Here is an 18,830-nt window from a genome sequence, read left to right as displayed (position 1 = left end):
GCTTATTATTCACATATAACAGCCGATTTTACGCAAAACAGGTGTATAAACCAATGGCTCAGCGCTACCCAATCAACGAAATATTTCAAACTATCCAAGGGGAAGGTTTATTCACTGGCGTACCCGCTATTTTTGTTCGCTTACAGGGTTGTGATGTCGGCTGCCCTTGGTGCGATACTCAGCACACTTGGACGGTTTCACCAGACCAAGAGACAAATCTGCACCAAATAACAGACAAAAGCGACACTTCAGCAGCTTGGGCGAATGTCACTACCGCAGAAATACTCAATGAATTTGTCCGTTTAGGTTATCAAGCTAATCATGTGGTGATCACCGGCGGTGAGCCTTGTATGTATGATTTGCGCGAGCTCACTCAAGCATTGGCAACGCAGGGCTATAAAAGCCAAATTGAAACCAGCGGCACCTATGAAGTATTAGTGGATGACGCGGCATTTGTGACTGTATCGCCAAAAGTAAAAATGAAAGGGGGGTTAGTGGTACGCCCTGACGCACTATTACGTGCTAATGAAATAAAGCACCCTGTGGCTACCGAGAAAGATATCGATGCCCTTGATGCGCTGTTAGCGCAGTGTAGCTGGACCATACCACCTCAGATTTGTTTGCAGCCCATTAGCCAAAAACCAAGAGCAACCCAACTCGCCATGGAAACGTGTATCGCGCGTAATTGGCGCCTATCTATTCAAACTCATAAGTACTTAGGTATCGATTAATTATGGACCAAGCACATATTGCACAAATGAAAGCCGCATTAGAGCAAGTGATGCCTTTTGGTAAATATAAAGGCCTGCGGCTAATTGATTTACCTGAGCCTTATCTGGTTTGGTTTTCTCAGCAAGGTTTCCCTGAAGGGCTACTAGGTCAGCAATTGGCTTTAGCTTATGAAGTCAAACTTAATGGGTTAGAAACCATACTAAAACCATTATTAAAGCGCTAATTTCTCTTTAATTAGTCTATTGCTACACTTCAACTCAGCGCTGTAATATAATCAATTTATTATAAATACTTTGTTTTAACCAATACTCAATGGAGATGAAAGTGAGCATTTTAATTACGGGCGGTGCCGGCTATATAGGTAGTCATACTCTAGTAGAACTATTAGCGGCGGACTATGACGTAGTAGTAATTGATAATTTGTGCAATTCTAATGTGGAATCATTGGCTCGTGTTGAAACAATAACGGGTAAAAAAATACCCTTTTTTGAAATGGACATTCGAGACAAAGGGGCACTTGATCGTTTATTCAGTCAGCATGATTTCGACAGTGTTATTCATTTTGCAGGTTTAAAAGCAGTAGGTGAGTCGACACAAATACCACTGACTTATTACGATAATAATATTTCAGGTACGGTGACTTTATGCGAAGTGATGGCAAAGCATAATGTCAAAAACATCGTTTTTAGCTCGTCTGCCACCGTATATGGCGATCCTGCTACTGTGCCGATTACAGAAGATTTTCCAACGTCAGCAACCAATGCTTATGGTCGCAGTAAATTATTTATTGAAGAAATATTGGCAGATTTATATCGTAGCGATAATTCATGGAACGTAATTAATTTACGTTACTTTAATCCAGTGGGTGCGCATGTAAGCGGTACTATAGGCGAGGACCCCAATGGTATTCCAAACAACCTAACCCCGTATATTTCGCAAGTGGCAGTTGGCAAATTAAAGCAAGTTAATGTCTTTGGTGACGATTATGATACGCCAGACGGTACCGGTGTGCGTGATTATATTCATGTCGTGGATTTAGCTAAAGGCCATGTAAAAGCTGTTGAAAAATTAGCGCAAAACCCTGGATTGGCGACATATAATTTAGGTACTGGTCGCGGCTATTCGGTGCTTGAAATGATTGAAGCGTTTGCTGCAGCATCAGACCGAACCATCCCCTATCAAATTGCACCTCGTCGCCCAGGTGATATCGCACAATGTTACGCAGACCCCGCTTTTGCTAAACAAGAGTTGAACTGGCAGGCAGAAAAAACAATTGAAGACATGACCGCAGATGGTTGGCGTTGGCAGTCAAATAACCCGCAGGGTTACAAAGAGAAATAACCCGTAGGGTTACAGGGAAAAAACCACATATAAATAAAATGACAATAAAAAAGGCCGGAAACGGCCTTTTTTATATTCGCAACGCGATGAAAAGACTTAATACAAACTATATTAGAAAATCTTCTAAGCGTTTACCTTCGTCTAATGCTCGTTGTATGGCTTTAGGTTTACGACCTTGACCCGTCCATTTTTGAGTTTGGCCTTCATCATCTACATATTGATATTTAGGTGGACGAGGTTCACGCTTTTTTGTTTCAGTGGTGATTGCGCCTAATAATTCAGCAGGGTCAATGCCATCGGCTTTAAGCATTTCTTTATATTCTTCGAGCTTCCGAAGCTTATCTTCGTTTGCTGCGCGAATTGCTTCTTCTTCAGCTCTGCGATCTTCAACAATTTTGCTGAATTTAGTGAGTGATTCTTCTAATTGTTCTAGGGTTAGTTCTTTTGCAGCGGCTTTTAAGCTGCGAGCATTTAACAGTGCTTTAATTATATCGCTCATTTTTATTACCATCGTTTGGATTAGTGAGAGAGAGATACAATATAGACTTATTTTTTTAATATTTCTAGTCTGAATTAGTTTCTAAATTAACTTAAAACTATTGATTAGAAAGTATTAATTTAATACTGAAGCACCATTGTATTTATTTGATTTCTTTTACCCATCTATTCAACAGGGGAAAACCATGAATAAAAATTAATCTTTTCCATGTAATGTCCTAGATGAACCACCGTAGGGCAGATATTCGTCTAATCATTTTTTCACTTATTGTTTGAAAAATGTTTGCAATCTCGCTCTGATGTATTCGAGGGTTGGTTTGCATTTGTTAACTTTATGTTAATTTCTATTTGGCTCAATGGTGGTATTTGGGTGTCATTTAAATCTGAATATTTGACTGCAAGCTTTATTTTTGGCTATTCATTTGTTATTTTCTGGTGCTTAATCGTAGAGGAGCGCTATAAATTAGTATTTTCAGTTAGGGTGATGCCTTCGAGCTGGAAAGAAAGGTTATAGCGCCGAAATCGAGCCGTTTATCAAACGACTCGGTTGGGGTTGTATTGAATAAGTACAACACTGTCATAGTTAATCACTATGGGGAGCTACCGCATGACTTGTTTTGCTTATTCCCCATTTACAAAAAAAGAAAACAAATGGAATTAATAAGCTTATCTCACTCCGCGCTTTCGCTCTTGCCTCCTGTTGTTGCGGTGTTACTCGCGATCATTACTCGACGAGTTTTATTATCATTAGGGCTAGGCGTATTACTTGGCTCTTTTTTAGTCGCAGATAGCAACCTTCTTTTAGCTTTTGAATACTTGTTTAAAACGGTCTTATCATTGTTCTGGCAAGAAGGAGAAATAAATAAATGGAATGTCGATATAATCGTATTTCTGATCTTGTTGGGCATGATGACCAGCTTAATGACTATTTCAGGTGCAACTAAGGCCTTCGCTTCCTGGGCTACAACGCGAATAAAGAACCCGCGTGGAGCAAAAATACTCACGGTGCTTTTAGGTATTTTTATTTTTATTGATGATTATTTTAATAGTCTAGCGGTGGGAAGCATTGCGCGGCCTGTTACCGACCAATATAAAATATCTCGCGCTAAACTTGCCTATTTACTTGATTCAACAGCCGCACCTATGTGTGTCATTATGCCGATTTCTAGTTGGGGCGCATACATTATTGCCATTATCGGCGGTATTTTAGTAACTCATAACTTAACCGATTTGAGCCCACTAATGGTGTTTATTGAAATGGCGCCGATGAACTTTTATGCGGTGTTTGCGTTATTACTCGTACTATTAACGGCTTGGTTTAAATTAGATATTGGCGTAATGAAAAGCCACGAAGAAGCTGCGCAAAATGGCCAATTATTTAACCCTAAGTCGGGTGTACCAGCAGGCCAAATAATCCCTCCCGCACAAGTTAATCAGGCACAAGTAAAGGATTTATTGATTCCTATTCTAAGCTTGATTATTGCCACTGTATTTTCAATTATTTATTTGGGCGCACAAGCAACTGAAGGGCCATTTAATCTCATTTTGGCTTTTGCAAATACCGATGCAACAGGGGCATTGGTTTATGGTGGACTAATTGGACTACTTGTCACCATAGCCATGGTGCTGCGTGGTCGTATTCAATCTAAAGACTTTTTTGTCTCTCTTTGGCACGGCGCTCGTTCTATGTTTCCCGCCATTGTTATTTTGCTATTTGCTTGGTCTATGGCCAGTGTAATCAGCCAGTTAGAAACGGGTAAGTATTTATCTAGTTTAGTGGATGGTAGTATTCATACGGCTTTTTTACCTGCGATCTTATTTGTTCTCGCTGGGTTTATGGCGTTTGCCACGGGCACGAGCTGGGGCACGTTTGGCATCATGTTACCCATTGCTGCCGATTTAGCCATGGGAACAAACGCAACATTACTTTTACCTATGATGGCCAGTGTTTTAGCGGGGGCGGTGTTTGGCGATCATTGTTCACCTATTTCTGATACCACTATTTTGTCTTCAACGGGCGCGAGCTGTCATCATATTGATCATGTTGTGACACAGCTTCCTTACGCGCTAGTGGTGGCGGGAGTCACACTAATCGGATATATGGTACTTGGCTTTAGCGGCTCAGTATTAGCAGGTTTATGTGCGGCGCTATTGTGTTTTGCGATAGTGGTTGGTTTATATGTCTATAAAGAAAAGGTGTCCAGTCCAAAAGAGGTGATGGCCGCTTCTTCATAACGGTATTTAATAAATGGCATCGGTTAGACAAGCCGCTGAGTTGATGCCATTTATTACTACCAGGTTTATTTTGTTGTGGTTAAGCTAAATGCTTTAGCCCAAGCAAGGGATTCAAGATAAACCTGTGCAATTTTCTCTGGCGTAGTGTGCAATTGCACGGCATCATCATCTATTTTTTGCCATAATCCCATTTCAAAATGTTCAATGCTGCCTAGGCACAAGGCCAGTGGTCCTTTGCGTTGCAATAAAGCGTCCTTAACTCGATCATCTAATTGAATCTGTTCTATTAATAAATTCATAGGTTGGTCTAGTAGGCTATCAAGTAGTGAAAATAACCCAGTAATAAACGCTTCATCAGGTGAGCATGATAAGGACGACTCACTGATTATCCTTTCACAAAACCGTGCTCGGATCACTGACATCACGTATAGCTCAGATGGTTTATCTTTACTGGATAGTGATGTTGCTACCAATGAAATAAATTTTCTTAGTCGCTCCTCGCCCAAATAAATACTGGCCTGTTTGAACGAGGCGATAGGCTTGGCGTCAGATTTTATTTGTTTATTAACAAACATTAATAATTTGTAAGAAAGAGAAACATCATGAGCAAAAATATCTTCTATCTGATTAAAATTAATATTTGGTTTATTAATTTCACTTAAAAGCTCCAGCACCACCAACTGGCTTGGTGAAAGGGCTCGATGTTTAAGTAGCTCTGGTCGGCTAAAAAAGTAACCTTGAAATAAGTTAATGCCTAGTCGGCTTGCCTGTTCAAACTCTTCATGAGTTTCTACTTTTTCAGCTAAGTATTGAATGTTGTGATGCCGGGAAAATCCAATAACTGACCTGATGTCTGCGAAAGAAGTTGCACGCAAGTCAAACTTAATAATATCGATATAGCGAAAAAAGCGTTGCCAGTCGGAGGTGTATTCAAAGTCATCTAAGGCGAGCGTGTAGCCCAATTTATGTAAAGCTTTGACTTCTTCTAGTAATTCCTCTGTTGGCTGAATGTCTTCGAGTAGCTCAATCACAACTTTTTCTTTGGGTAGCATACGAGGCAGTTGCTGTAATACGGCTTGATAAGAAAAATTGATGTAGCAGGTTTTATTGTCAGCTATGTTTTCAAAGCCTACATTCAGAAAACTGTTGGACACTAACGTCCTAGTCGCATCATCAGAATCGATGTTAGGGAATATGTTTTCAGCGCTGTCTCGAAACAAAAGTTCGTAGGCGACCACTTGTTTACGCTGGTTTAATATCGGCTGGCGGGCTACAAAAGAATACATAGGCGAAACTAAAATCCTAATTATCGTATAGTCGTTTCAGTATCAGGGATCGATTACTAATAAAATAGTTATTTTATAGCAAAGGATACAAAAAAAAGCAGAGCTTGCTCTGCTTTCACATTTTTATGACTTTTAGTGCAAGGCTAAATAGACCAGTTAATAGTCGATTCTAGCTTTTGCTCAAGTTTGCCAACAGGCTCATTTTTATCAGCAACGATAATGAGGTTCGCATTTTGCACCGGCATCACTAGTGCGCGCATGTCTCCCTTGCTGTACATAGGATCTATGGTTAAAGACTTAGATTTTGGCACAACGAATAAGGTTACCTTACCTTTCTCGCCGGCCATGATCATATGAAAAGCAGGGGCACCATTAAACGAACAGTGATTGACGTAATAAATGTGGCCTATATCTTCCTTAACGGTACCGCCATATTTGATTAATTTTGCATTAACGGCATTAAGGTCGGCGTTTTCATTAATTTGTTCGGTAAAAATCCACTCATCTTGTACATGTTTAATTGCAATTTCCCCCATATTGGGTGACGTTGGAAATTGCACTAAGTTAACGCTCATCCCTATTAAAAAGGCAATAGAAGCCGCGAGGGCTAGATGCCAACGACTCGTTCTTTGCTTCTCTTGGAATTGTTCAAAAGATTGATTGAGTAAAATGCGATCCGCTAAGCCTTCAGGCACCGGTATATCTTTCAGACTGGCTTCAATTTGTTCATCAAAATGCTTTATTTCGTCTAAAAATTTTTTATTTTGCTCGTCTTCAAAAGCGGCAGACAAGAACGCTTCATCTTGATCGTTAGGGTTACTATAAGCGCGGCGACGAAATTCGAGATCATCCATTATTTTGCCCCCTTAGTTGTGTTTTGTTATCCAGTGCTTCTTTGAGCTGATTGCGCGCACGAAAAAGCCGAGTCATCACGGTATTTTTGTTTAAGTTCAGTTGCTCGGCTATTTCATCACCTGACAGTCCACCAAGCACCTGAAGAATTAAGGGCTGCCTATACTCTTCTGGCAATTTATCTATTTGTCGGCGTAACCACTCGTTTTCCATGGTTTGTTCACTGTCTGTTGATACCGTATCAACCACGGTATCAGTTTCCATGTCGACAATATCAAATTGTTTGCGTTCAAATCGCCTTGCATTCTCGCGGCGTAAAATGGTGATTAACCACGCTTTTGCCGCCTTTTCATCTTGTAATGAGTCTAATGCTCGCCAAGCCCGTAAAAACGTGTCCTGAACAATGTCTTCAGCCACGTGTTTGTCACGGCATAACCAGTACGCGTATCGGTATATATCGCCATGATAAACCTGTACTAGGGCTTCATAGCGCTTTTGTTTATTAGCCATATCTTTAATGACCGTATTCGGGGGCTTTTTATTTCCCAGAATTTTACTCAACATGTAAAAATCTCCTGAGCATAATGATTATGCTCATCTTTATACCGGATTAATTGGCCCTAACGTATTGGTTGGGGTTGGCGATTTCCGTTGTGCCCCTAATGCCTTACTAAGCGAAGCCCCTTGCCATGCTTCGCCTTTTGCAATGGCCTGCTGTAATTCTTTTATGGCTAATTGTAGTTCAGGAGAAACGGGAATCTGACTGACAGATTTAATCTCAGGCCATTGCTTGTTAGACCATTCAATTAACCCTTGCCATGCTTCTTGGCTATTATTGTCTTTAGCACTTGCCAGCAATTGTTTATAAGGGTCGGATAACTTTGTTTTGGTTATGCCATTTTTTGCTACAGGGTAGCGGGGTTTTCGTAAATAAAGAAATAAGGTTATCAGCCAAGCAATGGCAAACAGCAAGGTTAAATAGGGCCACATTCCAGCGTCTTTAACAACGGTGGCTTGCGATGGCGTTATGTCAGGTAAGGCAACTTCAGGAGCATCATTATTGGCAACCACCATCAGCTTACGTGCCGGAACCTTGGCATATTCAAGTTGGTCTGTTTGACTGTTCCACCATGGAATAACCACCTCAGGTAAGGTTAATTCACCTGCTTGTTCTGCAATAATGGCATGGCTACTGATACGCTGTGCAAACGCGGTGCCTTGATGAATAAAACCACTTACCTCATCTTTATCCGGATAAACTCGAATTGCATCTGGGTAATTAAACGTGATTTCAGGCAGTAATTTTTCACTGGTGTTGGCTGTAATAAGTGTAAAGGTGCGGGTGACGGGTTGGCCAACGGTCAGCGTGGTTGCATTGCCTTGCAGCTCTTCACTTAACATGACTTCATCACTGACTAACCATTGTTTACCAGTAAAAATGGCGGGTTTATCTTTCACCGTTAATTTTATGTCATCAGCTTGAATATCTAATACCTGACGAACGGTGCGAGGGCGGTAACCGCTTTGGCTAACGGTTTTATATAATTCACCGGTTAACTTAGGGCCAGCAATGGTTAGCTCACCCGCTTGATTAGGTGTGATTGCAAACTTGCGGGTGATTTTCTGGTATTTCATGCCATTTTTCACCACTACCTGTTTCTCATCTTGCCCCATTTGTACCACATCGGCTTGACCTGATTCTGGGCTCGATAAACTGGCATTTTCCAACATGGCACCGATATAAAGGTCCAAAGTGTAAATTATTTGCTGGCCGACATAGACATTATTTGGGTCCAACGCGGCTTCAATAAATACGTCTTTATTTTTTTGCTGGCCTCGTTGCTGGTCTTGATTAAGCACGGTAAGTTTAATCGGTAAAGTTGTTTGTCCCGCTATAGTTAACGGGGGAATCAACACTTGCCCGGGCTGTTTCGCCATTAATGAAATGCTCCAGCGAGTCGTGCTGGAGAATTCGCCATTAATGAAGTTCTTTTGCCGGCTGACTGAAGGCCGAAATACATCAAAATAGGGCTCAAGGGCCTTGGTGCTAAGAGCATCAGGATCTAAACTCTCATCGGCTTCGACCTCTAAAGTGAAAACCTCTCCGACATAGACAGGGTTTTGGCTGACGCTGGCATTAATGGCCGCCAAACTTGAGAAAGACCATAGCCCACACAAAAGTAATAAAAAAGCGTTTATCTTGTTCACTGCTCGTTTCACTTGTTGTTCCTTGCTGTTAGCGGTTTTCACGTTGACGTTTTTGATATTCAAGACGCATTTTATTGCGTAATAAAATGGCTGGATCATCGGGCATTTGTTGCAATAAATAAGGCATTTCAGGGCCTTCCTCTTCAGGCTCTGCTTCGCCTTCAATTGCTTGGCTTATTGCCTGTTGAGCTGATTGTTGTTCGTCACTTGGCTCAGGACTGGCTACGCTGCCTTGTTGGCTTGACGGGACAGGGCTGGGCTCAGTTTGTGCCTGCTCATTTTGTTGAGACTGGTCTTGTCGCTGTGCATTTTCATCTTGTTGTTGATCACGTTGGTTTTCAGCGTTTTTCGCCGCTTGGTTTTGCGTATTTTGCGCTTCGCTGTTTTGCTCAGACTGATTTTGTTGTGACTGTTCGCTGGATTGTTGATCCTCGGATGGCTGCTGCGACTGATCACTTTGTGATTGTTGCTCTTGGGACTGCTGATCCTGGCCCTGTTGCTCTTTATCTTGCTGTTCTGATTGTTGATTATTTTGCTGGTCCTGGTTTTGTTGCTCTTGGGGTTTGAGCAATTCTTCAATCTTAGCTTTATTGTCTTTAGCTGGCTGCAAGTTAGGTGCTAACTTAAGGGCTTGATCATACGCTGCTATTGCGCCTTTAAAGTCTTGCTGCATAGCAAGGGCATTGCCTAAGTTGTAAAAGCCTTCAGCAGTTTCAACTTGCTTAAATGCCTCGGCGGCGCCTTGGTAATCTTGCGCTTTATAAAGTGTGGAGCCTTGCCAAAGGGGATCATCAAACTGTTGTGCGGCTTGCTCGTAGTTTTGTTGCTCAAACGCATCATAGGCTTGTTTTTGGCTGTTTTGCCACCAACTGGCTTGACTTGGTTGAGGGACTGTCAATATGCCCACCAAGATGATTGAAGCCAGCTGACCACGGCGAAAAGCCAATAAGAAAAAAGGTAAGATCAGAAACATCAGCCAGTAGCCATCATCAACGGCTTGATTGGTTTGCTGTTGTTCTTGGCTATCGGTGCGGCTGAGCTGAGCGTCTAACAACTCAATGTTATTGAGTAGCTCGATATCTCGTTTGCTGGCACTCAGAGGCACGTAAATGCCACCACTTGCTCGAGCCAGTTGCTGCATTGCTGGTGCATCCAGTTGTGCAACCACTATGTTGCCTTGTGCATCTTTGAGTAAGTCACCGTTAGCTAAGCTGATCGGCGCACCTTTTGCTGTACCTGTCGCCAGCACCGATATGCGCCACGGTTGACCCTTTAAACGTGATTGCATTTGTTCAGCTTGGCTGGCGCTAAAACCGCCGCTGATAAAAATGATATCACCGTGTTGATAGCCTGAATTAGTAAGCAGTTCAATTCCTAAATCTAAGCCTGATAGGGGATTATTGCCCATTGCTGGCATAATGTTGGGCGCTAAATTAGGGATAAGGTTTAATAAGTTACCCGCGTCTGAGGTAAGCGGGCTAATGGTAAAAGCGTCGCCTGCGTAGGCGATCAAAGCTTGCTCACCTTCGGTGCGTTGCTTTACCAAATCGAGTGCTTTAAATCGAGCTTGGGTTAAACGGTTCGGCTTTAAATCCGTGGCCAGCATATTAGCAGACATATCCATGACGATAACGCGGGCAGGGCTAATTTGTTTTATTGGTACTTCATGACTGCGAAAACTCGGGCCAGAAAGTGCGATTACAGCAATAACGAGCAGCGTAGCAATTAAATTAACGCCCTGTTGCGATGCCGTATCGCCTGTCACTAGCTGCTTACTTAAATGGGGCGCGATTAACTGTTGCAACGACTGTTTGGGGCAGCGGCGCTTTAATTGCCACCAAACTAATGCCACCATTGGCAGCAAGAATAAATAATAAGGGCGGAGTAATTCCATGTTAATTGCGCTCCTTAACTAAAACTAAACGACAGCTAAATAGAATTAAGCTAAGTAACAAGGGCCAGAAAAAGAGATTTTTCTCAGGCCGAAAGCTTTGCTCTTCATTGGCGATAGGTTCAAGCTGGTCGAGGGTTTGGTAAATTTGCTCGAGATCTTCACTGCTGCGGGCGCGAAAATATTGTCCACCTGTCATCGTCGCGATATCAGACAAGGTTTTTTCATCTAAATCAGCGGAAGGATTCACTTTGTGACTACCAAACAGGTTGCGTTGGATCATCACATCAGCTCCTAAGCCAATAGTATAAATTTTAATGTTTTGCTGTTTGGCTAATTCACCAGCCTGTTGCGGGGTTAAGCTGCCAGAGGTATTTTGGCCATCGGTCAGTAAAATCAGCACGCGCTGTTCATTCTCCGCTTCAATGAAGCGTTTTACTGCCAAGCCAATTCCTTCGCCGATGGCTGTTTTATCACCGACTAGGCCAATTTCAGTTTCCTGCATTAATGTTTGCAGTGTGGCTAAGTCAAATGTTAATGGTGCTTGTAAGTAGGCGTGATCGGCAAACAAGATCAAGCCCAGGCGATCGCCACTGCGACGGGAGATAAAGTCACTGATCACTTTTTTACTCACGGCTAAGCGATTGACTTGGCTTATGCCAAGCTCCATGTCTTCAATTTCCATACTACGGGATAAGTCCAGCGCGAGCATCACATCGCGATGCTGTTGGGTGATGCGAATGGGCTCTCCAACCCAGGTTGGTCGCATTAACGCTAATACAAAAAATAGCCAAGCCAGCCAAAGCAATAGTTGAGGCAATTTTGTTTGAACATTGACCGTTGTTTGCTGCTCGCTAATGGGGGCGAGTGGTAGCCACAAACTTAATTGCTGGCGGGCGAGGGGTTTTAACAGTAGTAATAGCAAAGGTAAAGGCAGTAATAATGCTAACCATAAATAACTAAACTCAAACATGGGCCGGGCTCCCCTTGCTGTTAGTTACTTTTAATTCTGTATGATTGGCTGGCAAGGCATGGATTAGCCAGTTTTTCGCAAGGGTAAAATCAGCGTCATTGGCCATGACACTGCGTTGATAAAACGCGGCTAGCCAGCGTGATTTAACATCGCTAAAGTTTGCTTTTTGTTGGCTGCTTTGACTTAAGTAATCCAACCAAGCTGCGCCGTGCAACGAAGCGACTTGCTCGCGTGGATAATAATGTAATGCAGCTTGTTTGAGTAACGCGCTCAGCTCGGTAATGGATGCTTGGGTCGCTTTTAGTTGCATGAGTTGTGTTATTGCGGCGCGTTTCACCTTGCGTTTAGCGCGATATTGAATAAAAAACACCACACCTACGACGATTAAAATAACAATTACCAAGGCAATCAGTATGGCTAATAGAGACGGCGGCCAACTTGATGGCGGGGGTGGCAATATAATGTCATGCAGCCCCAAATCTGGCACGGCGGGATTTGCTTGCATTGTTGTTACACTCCAAAAGTTTTAATCACGGATATCACTTCATTGAGACACATCTCAGCGTGGTCATATTGACATTTGTTGCAGTAACGGCTGTCCAGCATTCACTTGACGGTGTCCAATTGCACGACGCTTAAGGCGCAGCTCTAGGGATTGTTGACGTAATAGTGCTTGCTGCTGATAGCGGCGATTGTCCTTACCTAAATTTAGCCAGCCGCGGCCTTGCTCGCTAACCACATTCAAAGAAGCGGTGGCGCCCGTTGGGATGCTCTGTTCTAAAGGATCATGAAGCTGCCAAGCGGTGACTTGATTATGCCGCTTAATTAACGCCAGCTGTTTTTCACCTTCGTCGTTTAAATGAGCAAAATCACTGATAATGTGGATCTGACTGCCGGTATTGGCCAAGCGGCGGAGCCGGGTAAGCTGCTCGGTAAAATACTGTCCCGGATCGATATGTCGTTCGCCGCTTTCAGGCTGGTTGGGCGCGTTTTGCAAGGCTTGAGGCTGATTTCGGTGTAAATTTTGTAATTGATGAACTAATTTTAATACACCGCTGGCTCGGCCTTTCGGGCGTAGCTCTAGGTGCTGATCATGATTAAAGATCACGCCGCCAATACGATCGCCTCTTTGCTTAGCTTGCCAAGCCAGTTGCGCAGCCAAATGAGCCGCTTGAACGGACTTTAATAATAACTGAGAGCCAAAAATCATACTGTCAGAAAAGTCGACCAAAAGCAGCACTGGGCGCTCTTTTTCTTCTTTAAACACCTTGGTATGGGTACTGCCGGTGCGTGCTGTGACGCGCCAGTCAATGGCGCGCACGTCATCACCAGCTTGGTATTGACGAACTTCATCAAACTCCATGCCTCGGCCTTTAATGAGCGAGCGATAAGGGCCCGCTAACATGCTTTTAGCCATGCCTTGGCTGGCGCGAGGTTTCTTTTGTTGTTGATAATACAGCAACTCTTTTAGTGTTAGATTAAGTCCGTCACTATAAGGAAGGGCTGGATTGATCATGCAGGTAACGCCACTTGTTGAACAATTTTTTGGATCACTTGGTTGGCATTGACGCCATCAGCTTCTGCTTCATAGCTCAGTAGTAAACGGTGTCTAAATACGGGATAGCAACAGCGGATAATGTCATCTGGTGTAACAAAATCACGGCCTTCTAACCAAGCGCGCGCGCGGCTGGTGCGAGCCAGGGCTAATGTTGCCCTTGGGCTCACGCCGTAACTGATCCAACTGGCTAACTCCGCTGAGTATTTTTCAGGGTGGCGCGTGGCCATTACAAGATCGACAACGTATTGTTCAAGTTGTGGCGCTAATGTCACCTTCATCACGGCTTGGCGAAGGGAGAAGATGTCTTCAGGTGTTAATTTTGTTAGTGGCTTTTTCTGCGCGCCTACAATCTCACTTTGATTTAAGCGCAAAATCGCTTTTTCTGTTTCGCCATCTGGGTAGTCTAGCTCTAGATGCATGATAAAGCGGTCTAGTTGCGCTTCTGGTAGTGGGTAAGTACCTTCTTGCTCAAGCGGGTTTTGCGTTGCCATCACTAAAAATAGCTCTGGTAAGGGGTAGGTTTTTTTTCCGACGGTCACTTGGTGCTCGGCCATGGCTTCTAATAATGCTGACTGCACCTTAGCCGGGGCGCGATTGATTTCATCGGCCAAAATTAAGTTATGAAACAATGGGCCTGACTCAAATACAAACTCACTGGTTTGTGGGCGAAAAATATCCGTGCCGGTTAAATCGGCGGGTAATAGGTCGGGTGTAAACTGAATACGGTGAAAATCGCCCGCTATGCCATCGGCTAAGGCTTTTACGGCGCGCGTTTTGGCAAGTCCTGGGGGACCTTCTACTATTATGTGGCCGTCTGCCAATAAGGCAATCAACAAACTGTCCACTAACTCGGCTTGGCCCAGAATTTCGTTATTTAGATACGCTCTAAGCGCTTGAATATTTTGTGCTGGCATGAGAAAAACTTTAGTCTGTTAAATAAGTGTGCAAATCTTACCCTTAAGCAACAGATCTGAAAAGACCGACTATGATTAAATAGTTGAATTATAATAAACATTTACATTAATTTACGCTGCTAATAATTCAAGGTGCCCGTATGTCAGCTGTTTCACCATCGTCGACGTTACCACGTATCGCTATTGTTGCGGGGCTACGAACCCCCTTTGCTAAGCAAATGACGGCCTATACTGATATCCCTGCATTATCGCTGGGTAAGCTGGTGGTGTCGGAGTTGCTACAACGCACCGACCTGCCAGCTAGCGCCATTGAGCAAGTGGTATTCGGTCAAGTGGTGCAAATGCCTGCCGCGCCCAATATTGCCAGAGAAATTGTGCTAGGCACGGCCTTACCCGCGAGCACTGACGCCTATTCCGTGTCACGTGCGTGTGCGACTAGTTTTCAGGCGGTGGCCAATATTGCCGAGTCTATTCTAGCGGGCTCCATTGAGACAGGCATTGCTGGTGGCGCGGATTCTACCTCTGTGTTACCCATTGGTGTGTCGCAGCAGCTAGCAAAACAACTAGTGCGACTCAATAAAGCCAAGAATGTGCGGCAGAAATTACAGTTATTATCCCAGTTGAAATTGGCCGATTTAGTGCCCGTCGCGCCGGCTATCGCGGAATATTCCACCGGACTGTCGATGGGGCAAACGGCGGAGCAAATGGCTAAAAGCTGGCTTATTAGCCGAGCGGATCAAGATGCGTTTGCTCATCGCTCACATCGTCTTGCTAGTGACGCATGGCAACAAGGCTGGCTAAAAGAACATGTCATGCCAACGTGGACCCCGCCTTTTCGCGAAGCCATCTTGCAAGACAATAATATTCGCACCGATTCACATTTAGCAGATTACGCCGATCTCAAGCCAGCATTTGACAAAAAACACGGCTCAGTAACGGCGGCAAACTCAACGCCACTGACCGATGGTGCGGGTGCCATTATGTTAATGAGTGAAGCGAAAGCAAAGGCACTAGGGATACCTGTACTGGGTTATATTCGCAGTTGGGCATTTGCTGCGATTGATGTCTGGCAAGACATGCTACTTGGTCCTGCTCACGCCACGCCTATCGCTTTAAGAAAAGCTGGTTTAAGTTTATCTGATATGGATTACATTGAAATGCATGAAGCCTTTGCTGCGCAGACTTTGGCCAATATAAAGATGTTTGAATCAGAGCAATTTGGCCGTTCCATCGGCCTGACTGGCGCTATCGGTACCATAGATATGGATAAGTTTAACCCGCTTGGCGGTTCAATTGCTTATGGTCATCCTTTTGCAGCTACGGGAATACGAATGATATTGCAAACCTTAAGTTATTTGCGTCGCCGTGGCGGCGGGTTAGGCTTATGTACCGCTTGCGCCGCAGGTGGCTTAGGCAGCGCGGTTATCTTGGAGGTGAATTAATATGGCAGATTTAACCTTGATCCGAGCCGAAGATAACATCGCGCAAATTTGTATTGCAATGGCAGATGCGAGTGTGAATACCTTACAAGAATCGGCCATCGAAAAAATGTCAGCGCTGTTAGATGAACTTGAGCAAGACAGCAGTATCAAAGGGTTGGTTATCTACAGTGGCAAAAAAGATTGTTTTATTGCTGGTGCAGACATCAACATGTTAGATCAATGCCAAACCGCGCAACAAGCGCAGGCTTTGTCTGAAGCGGGCCAAAAGTTATTTAAGCGTTTAAGTAAACTACCGTTTCGCGTCGTGGCTGCCATTGACGGCAGCTGTTTAGGCGGCGGCTTAGAGTTAGCGTTAGCGTGTGATATGCGCATCGTGTCTGACAACCCGAAAACCCGCTTAGGTTTACCTGAGGTGCAACTTGGCTTACTGCCAGGCAGTGGCGGCACCCAGCGTTTGGTTGCTCGAATTGGTTTGATGAAGTCGCTGGATTTGATCTTGACCGGTAAGCAGCTAAGAGCAAAGCAAGCATTGGCATTAGGGCTGGTAGATGAAGTATTGCCTAAAGACGTGTTACTCAATAGCGCTATGGAATACGCAGCATTAAGCAAAAAAGTGAAACGCTCGAGTCGCCAAAGTGTTTCCGAAAGGTTGCTTAATTCATTTATTGGCCGCGGTTTTTTACTTAAAAAAGCGCGGCAACAAGCCTTGGCGAAATCGAAAGGTCATTACCCCGCGATTGACGCAATTTTAGATGTACTCAGTGTGCGTAACATGAGTAAAAAAGCCTTCACTACTGAAGCTGAGCAGTTTGCGCAATTAGTGATGACAAAGCAGTCTCAAGCCTTGAGAGGTTTGTTTTTTGCTTCAACCCAACTAAAGAAAAAGCGCGAAGATGCCAATCATCAGGCCATCTCGCAAGTTTGGTTATTGGGCGGTGGCTTTATGGGCGGCGGTATTGCTTATAGCTGCGTTAATAACGCAAATGTAGCTGTGCGGATCAAAGATATTCATCAATCCGGTGTGGCGCATGCGATGGCTTACGGTGATGGCTTATTACAGCAAAAGCGCAGTAAAAGGCATTTGTCACGGATTGAATATGACCAAGTTATGGCGCGTTATTCAGGCACGTTAGATTATCAAGGCATGGGTAAAGCCGATTTGGTGGTAGAGGCCGTGTTTGAAGACCTTAAGTTGAAACAACAAATGGTCGCAGACGTAGAGCATTATGGTCGAGAGGACACTATTTTTGCTAGTAACACGTCATCGATTCCTATCGCCGCCATTGCCAAGAATGCTAAGCGACCAGAAAACATCATAGGGCTACATTACTTTAGCCCGGCAGAAAAAATGCCTTTAGTTGAAGTGATCCCCCATGCAAATACCAGCGAAGCTACGATTAATCGCACGGTAAACTTTGCCTTACGCCAGGGAAAGACCCCCATAGTGGTGAAAGATTGCGCTGGTTTTTACGTTAACCGTATTCTTGCGCCTTATATTAATGAAGCGGCTCGCTTATTGTTAGCGGGAGAGCAAATCGCGAAGATAGATCATGCCTTGACTCAATTTGGCTTTCCGGTGGGACCGCTACGTTTATTGGATGAAGTTGGCTTAGATGTAGCGGCAAAAATTGCGCCTATTTTAAGTCGTGAGTTAGGTAAGCGATTTACGCCACCCGATGTATTTAATCATTTACTGGGTGACCAGCGTTTAGGTAAAAAAGCCAGCAAAGGCTTTTATCGTTATGATCATGCTAAGTCTCTAAATCAAGCCGATGATAGGGTTTATGATGTGCTGGATATCCGTTTAAATGCCAATCTAACGGATGACGAGATGGCGTGGCGTTGTGTATTGCAAATGGTGCTCGAAGTGTGCCGCTGTTTAAATGAAGGCATCGTGCAAAGTGATCGCGATGCTGATGTTGGCGCGGTATTCGGTATTGGCTTTCCGCCCCATTTAGGTGGCCCTGTTAACATGATTAAACAACTGGGCGCAGCGGTAATATTAGATAAATTGGCCCTGTTTGCGAAGCTATATGGCGATCGTTTTATCCCTGAAGCTGATGTTGTTAATATGATTAAGGCTATATCAGCACCATCAGTGCCGTAGGATTGATTTAGTTAGCTGCGTGCTTATGGCTGATAACCCAATGAGCACTCAGTATTGCGTTGCTAGCCAGAGCAATATCTTTTATCATTTTACAAAAAATTGATAAAGGTTGTTTGTAGTGTTTGAAGTGATCATTGCAGCCATCATAGTGATAGCCATTATTGGCCTATTAAAGGTTTTCAATGGACAAAGAGTTCAGCGTCGAGAGGCGTACATTTTGTCCTTTCAGTTCCCCGTATCCATCAAGGCTAAAGTGCTGCAAGTTTACCCGCATTTAACGGAGTCAGAAATAGACTTAGTGATGCAAGGGCTACGGGATTACTTTCAAGTATGTAACTTAGCGGGTAACAAAATGGTGTCGATGCCTTCTCAGGTTGTTGATGTCGCTTGGCATGAGTTTATTTTGTTCACGCGTAATTATGCCTTGTTTTGTCAACAAGGGCTGGGCCGTTTTTTACATCACACGCCCGCCGAAGCCATGACCTCACCAACGATAGCCCAAGAGGGCATTAAACGAGCCTGGCGTTTTGCATGTAAAAAAGACCGCATTGACCCTAATGCAGCGTTTACCCTGCCGCTATTATTTGCCATTGATGCCAAATTACAAATTGCCGATGGTTTTACTTATCATTTAAACTGCCAAGTTGCTGGTGCCAGTGGCTATTGTGCTGGGCACATTGGTTGTGGCGGCGGGAGTGGTGATGGTTATGATAGTAGCGATTCATCTTGTGGCGGCTCAAGTTGTAGCAGCTGTGGCGGGGGAGATTAAGCTAAATCAATGAATTGTTATTTA

At 43.9% G+C, this 18,830-nt stretch carries 17 protein-coding genes and 1 riboswitch; of the genes, 7 read left to right on the top strand and 10 right to left on the bottom strand.

Translation table 11 applies throughout. The annotated features are described in order from the left end of the window. The first annotated feature begins 53 nt into the window (after nt 1-53). The 3 genes from queE to galE all read left to right on the top strand — a co-directional run bounded on the left by queE (nt 54) and on the right by galE (nt 2,073). Nucleotides 54-731 carry a 7-carboxy-7-deazaguanine synthase QueE gene (queE, locus tag Q4519_RS03145; protein WP_303509434.1) on the top strand — a complete coding sequence of 226 codons (678 nt, stop codon included), beginning with the start codon at nt 54-56 and terminating at the stop codon, nt 729-731. A 2-nt stretch (nt 732-733) separates the two neighbouring features. Beyond that, entirely contained in the window at nt 734-955 is a 222-nt protein-coding gene (locus Q4519_RS03140; RefSeq protein WP_232802956.1) for a DUF3820 family protein, read from the top strand. Between the two features lie 101 nt (nt 956-1,056). Continuing rightward, complete coding sequence (gene galE, locus Q4519_RS03135; protein WP_232802954.1) at nt 1,057-2,073, top strand: UDP-glucose 4-epimerase GalE; 1,017 nt, start codon at nt 1,057-1,059, stop codon at nt 2,071-2,073. A 106-nt stretch (nt 2,074-2,179) separates the two neighbouring features. On the opposite strand, the gene Q4519_RS03130 is transcribed toward galE, so the two are convergent. Beyond that, complete coding sequence (locus Q4519_RS03130) at nt 2,180-2,572, bottom strand: H-NS family nucleoid-associated regulatory protein (RefSeq protein ID WP_232802952.1); 393 nt, start codon at nt 2,570-2,572, stop codon at nt 2,180-2,182. Between the two features lie 437 nt (nt 2,573-3,009). Next, nucleotides 3,010-3,182, top strand: a riboswitch (Lysine riboswitch). A 40-nt stretch (nt 3,183-3,222) separates the two neighbouring features. On the opposite strand from Q4519_RS03130, the gene Q4519_RS03125 reads away from it, so the two are divergent. After that, the gene (locus Q4519_RS03125) at nt 3,223-4,806 is read left to right on the top strand and encodes a Na+/H+ antiporter NhaC family protein (protein ID WP_303509428.1); all 1,584 of its coding nucleotides are present in this window, start codon (nt 3,223-3,225) and stop codon (nt 4,804-4,806) included. Between the two features lie 65 nt (nt 4,807-4,871). Here the strand turns inward: Q4519_RS03125 and Q4519_RS03120 are convergent, their stop codons facing one another. From Q4519_RS03120 to Q4519_RS03080, 9 genes are all read right to left on the bottom strand, one after another. Further along, a complete protein-coding gene (locus Q4519_RS03120; protein ID WP_232802948.1) occupies nt 4,872-6,092 on the bottom strand; it encodes an EAL and HDOD domain-containing protein in 1,221 nt (406 codons plus the stop codon). A gap of 143 nt (nt 6,093-6,235) precedes the next feature. Next, the gene (locus Q4519_RS03115) at nt 6,236-6,946 is read right to left on the bottom strand and encodes a DUF3379 domain-containing protein (RefSeq protein ID WP_303509424.1); all 711 of its coding nucleotides are present in this window, start codon (nt 6,944-6,946) and stop codon (nt 6,236-6,238) included. Then, entirely contained in the window at nt 6,939-7,508 is a 570-nt protein-coding gene (locus Q4519_RS03110) for a sigma-70 family RNA polymerase sigma factor (RefSeq protein ID WP_303509421.1), read from the bottom strand. The genes Q4519_RS03115 and Q4519_RS03110 overlap by 8 nt, the downstream gene beginning before the upstream one ends. Before the next feature lie 36 nt (nt 7,509-7,544). Beyond that, complete coding sequence (locus tag Q4519_RS03105; protein ID WP_303509418.1) at nt 7,545-9,164, bottom strand: BatD family protein; 1,620 nt, start codon at nt 9,162-9,164, stop codon at nt 7,545-7,547. A gap of 16 nt (nt 9,165-9,180) precedes the next feature. After that, a complete protein-coding gene (locus tag Q4519_RS03100) occupies nt 9,181-11,046 on the bottom strand; it encodes a VWA domain-containing protein (protein ID WP_303509415.1) in 1,866 nt (621 codons plus the stop codon). A gap of 1 nt (nt 11,047) precedes the next feature. Beyond that, the gene (locus Q4519_RS03095) at nt 11,048-12,016 is read right to left on the bottom strand and encodes a VWA domain-containing protein (RefSeq protein ID WP_303509412.1); all 969 of its coding nucleotides are present in this window, start codon (nt 12,014-12,016) and stop codon (nt 11,048-11,050) included. Next, nucleotides 12,009-12,521, bottom strand: a complete 513-nt coding sequence (locus Q4519_RS03090) for a DUF4381 domain-containing protein (RefSeq protein ID WP_303509409.1) — start codon at nt 12,519-12,521, stop codon at nt 12,009-12,011. The genes Q4519_RS03095 and Q4519_RS03090 overlap by 8 nt, the downstream gene beginning before the upstream one ends. Nucleotides 12,522-12,584: 63 nt before the next feature. Continuing rightward, the gene (locus Q4519_RS03085; protein ID WP_233050864.1) at nt 12,585-13,532 is read right to left on the bottom strand and encodes a DUF58 domain-containing protein; all 948 of its coding nucleotides are present in this window, start codon (nt 13,530-13,532) and stop codon (nt 12,585-12,587) included. Continuing rightward, nucleotides 13,529-14,488, bottom strand: coding sequence for a MoxR family ATPase (locus Q4519_RS03080; protein WP_303509399.1), 960 nt, complete (start codon nt 14,486-14,488; stop codon nt 13,529-13,531). Before Q4519_RS03080 ends, Q4519_RS03085 begins: the two co-directional genes overlap by 4 nt. A gap of 140 nt (nt 14,489-14,628) precedes the next feature. On the opposite strand from Q4519_RS03080, the gene fadI reads away from it, so the two are divergent. From fadI to Q4519_RS03065, 3 genes are all read left to right on the top strand, one after another. Then, a complete protein-coding gene (fadI, locus tag Q4519_RS03075; protein ID WP_303509396.1) occupies nt 14,629-15,930 on the top strand; it encodes an acetyl-CoA C-acyltransferase FadI in 1,302 nt (433 codons plus the stop codon). A gap of 1 nt (nt 15,931) precedes the next feature. Then, complete coding sequence (fadJ, locus tag Q4519_RS03070; protein ID WP_303509393.1) at nt 15,932-18,037, top strand: fatty acid oxidation complex subunit alpha FadJ; 2,106 nt, start codon at nt 15,932-15,934, stop codon at nt 18,035-18,037. A 118-nt stretch (nt 18,038-18,155) separates the two neighbouring features. Next, a complete protein-coding gene (locus tag Q4519_RS03065; RefSeq protein WP_303509390.1) occupies nt 18,156-18,806 on the top strand; it encodes a hypothetical protein in 651 nt (216 codons plus the stop codon). The last annotated feature ends 24 nt before the right edge of the window (nt 18,807-18,830 follow it).

The sequence above is a fragment of the Motilimonas sp. 1_MG-2023 genome (genome assembly GCF_030547455.1).
Classification (GTDB): domain Bacteria; phylum Pseudomonadota; class Gammaproteobacteria; order Enterobacterales; family CBDFNC01; genus Motilimonas.
This window is presented reverse-complemented; position numbering and strand designations above follow the sequence as displayed.